Below are 2,696 nucleotides of genomic sequence, written 5' to 3' on the forward strand. Positions count from 1 at the left end.
GGCGTCACCCCTGGGAGCTTCCCGACGACCTAGATGTCGTAGTAGAGCTCGAACTCACGCGGGTGCGGGCGCAGCCGCAGGGAGTCGATCTCCTCCGTGCGCTTGAAGTCGATGTAGGTCTCCAGCAGGTCCTTGGTGAAGACACCGCCCTCGAGCAGGAACTCGTGGTCGGCCTCCAGGGCCTCCAGGGCCTCGTCCAGCGACGCGGGCACGGTCTTGATGGCCTGGGCCTCGGCCGGGGGCAGCTCGTAGAGGTCCTTGTCGACCGGCTCCGGCGGCTCGATCTTGTTCTTGATGCCGTCGATGCCCGCCATGAGCATCGCGGAGAAGGCCAGGTACGGGTTGGCCGACGGGTCCGGCACGCGGAACTCGATGCGCTTGGCCTTCGGGTTGGAACCGGTGAGCGGCAGGCGGATGCAGGCCGAGCGGTTGCGCTGGCTGTACACCAGGTTGATCGGGGCCTCGTAGCCCGGCACCAGGCGGTGGTAGGAGTTCACCGTCGGGTTGGTGAAGGCGAGCAGCGCCGACGCGTGCTTGAGCAGACCGCCGATGTAGTAGCGGGCGGTGTCGGAGAGCTGGCCGTAGCCGGACTCGTCGAAGAACAGCGGCGCGCCGTCCTTCCACAGGCTCTGGTGGCAGTGCATGCCGGAGCCGTTGTCACCGAACAGCGGCTTGGGCATGAACGTGGCCGTCTTGCCCGCCTCGTTGGCGACGTTCTTGACGATGTACTTGTACAGCTGCACGCGGTCGGCCTGCTGGAGCAGCGTGCCGAACTTGATGCCGATCTCGGCCTGGCCGGCGGTGCCGACCTCGTGGTGCTGGAGCTCGACCTCCAGACCGGAGTCGATCAGGGCGCGGACCATGTCGGAGCGCAGGTCGCTGTAGTGGTCGACCGGCTCGACCGGGAAGTAGCCACCCTTGTAGCGCGGACGGTAGCCGCGGTTGCCGCCCTCGATGGAGGAACCGGTGTTCCAGGCGCCCTCGATGGAGTCGATCTCGTAGAAGCCGGTGTTGGCCCGGGTCTCGAACTTGACGTCGTCGAAGATGTAGAACTCGGCCTCGGGGCCGAAGAAGGCGGTGTCGGCGACACCCGAGCCACGGAGGTAGGCCTCGGCCTTGCGGGCGACGTTACGCGGGTCCCGGCTGTAGGACTCCAGCGTGAGGGGGTCGTGCACGAAGAACGTCATGTTCAGCGTCTTGTGCTTGCGGAACGGGTCCAGCACGCCGGTGCTCAGGTCGGGGAGCAGCAGCATGTCGGACTCGTGGATGGCCTGGAAGCCGCGGATCGAGGACCCGTCGAACATCTGGCCATCGGTGAACGTCGACTCGTCGACGTTCTCGGTCGGGAGGGTGACGTGGTTCACGCCTCCGAACAGGTCCGTGAACCGGACGTCGAGGAACTTGACGTCCTCGTTTCGGATATAGGCGAGCACCTCGTCGACGCTGCTGAACAAAACGAACCTCCGTGCAGGTGGCTGAGGCGACCGGCTCCGATCCGCTCCGTCGCGGACGCCTCGGAGCACACGCCGCCTCCCGGCTTCGTCATCGAAGCTAGGAGGGGGTGGTTTCCACGCCATGTCTCGATTGTTTCCTGCATGTTACGGAGCCCGCCGTTTTCGCAGACCAACCCGCGTTAACAGGTGATTCCACCATGCAAGGGGAGAAAACAGGACGTTCGCCGGGGGTCTCCCGTGACCGGAACCACTCCGGTACGCGTGTCGAATCCGGCCCATCCGACGCCGGGACCGGCGCGGACGCGTGTGCCGGGCCGATACCGTGAAGGCTATGAGCGACGAGAGGCGCAGCGGCGCGGCCGCGCCCGAGGACGGCTTCCGTTACCGGGGCAACCGCCTGGGCCTGCCGGAGAGCGGTCCCGGCTCGGTGCCCGGTGTCGGCCGCCGCCTCGCCGGACTGGCACTGGACTGGACCCTGGCGATGCTGCTGGCCCTGGTCGCCTACCGCGTGGGGCTGGTCGGGTCCGGTGTCTCCGCCCAGGCGGAGGTCGCCCCTTTGATCAGCAACACGGCCCTGGTCGTGTACGCCGCGCTCAGCATCGTGCTGCTCACGCTGTTCGGCACCACCGTCGGCCGCCGTCTGGTCGGGGTCGGGATCACCGCGACCGGTGAGCGCTCCTGGCCGTGGTTCGTGTCCATGACCGTGCGCACGCTGCTGCTGTGCCTGGTCATCCCCGCCGTCATCTACGACCGTGACACCCGGGGACTGCACGACCGCGCCGCGGGCACGGTCGCCACCCGTTTCTGAGGGGCAGCGAACTGCCGTTGATTAAGTGTGCATGAGTGTGCATGACATGCTTTTAGTTGCTCTATGATCATGGCGTGAATCTGACAGAGTGGGCACGAGCGCAGGGGGTGAGCCCCCACACCGCGTACCGGTGGTTCAAGAACGGCACGCTTCCCGTGCCCGCTGAGCGGGTTGGGCCGCGCACGATCCTGGTGAACATCGACGCCGCCACGAGGCCGGAGACGATCGGTGGTCTGGGCCTGTACGCCCGTGTCTCCTCCCACGACCAGAAGAGCGACCTGGAACGCCAGGTGGCCCGGTTGTCGGAGTGGGCGGCCCAGGCCGGTCACCGCGTGGTCCGCGTGGAAGCGGAGATCGCATCCGGGATGAACGGGGCCCGCTCCAAAGCGAAGCGGCTGCTGGCCGACCCTGCCGTGACCACCGTGGTGGTGGAG

The 2,696-nt window shown here is 67.1% G+C and carries 3 protein-coding genes; 2 read left to right on the forward strand and 1 reads right to left on the reverse strand.

Annotated elements, in window-relative coordinates; all coding sequences use genetic code 11:
* Positions 1 to 29: 29 nt before the first annotated feature.
* On the reverse strand, positions 30 to 1,454 hold the full coding sequence (gene glnA / locus D471_RS0130345; protein WP_017602093.1) for a type I glutamate--ammonia ligase: 1,425 nt from the start codon (positions 1,452 to 1,454) through the stop codon (positions 30 to 32).
* Between the two features lie 331 nt (positions 1,455 to 1,785).
* Between glnA and D471_RS0130350 the strand changes: the two genes are divergently transcribed.
* Both D471_RS0130350 and D471_RS37035 read left to right on the forward strand, forming a co-directional pair.
* A complete protein-coding gene (locus tag D471_RS0130350) occupies positions 1,786 to 2,262 on the forward strand; it encodes an RDD family protein (protein WP_017602094.1) in 477 nt (158 codons plus the stop codon).
* A 74-nt stretch (positions 2,263 to 2,336) separates the two neighbouring features.
* A partial coding sequence (locus D471_RS37035) for a recombinase family protein (RefSeq protein WP_040692035.1) occupies positions 2,337 to 2,696 on the forward strand: 360 nt, incomplete at its 3' end.

The organism is Nocardiopsis lucentensis DSM 44048, assembly GCF_000341125.1.
Classification (GTDB): Bacteria; Actinomycetota; Actinomycetes; order Streptosporangiales; family Streptosporangiaceae; genus Nocardiopsis; species Nocardiopsis lucentensis.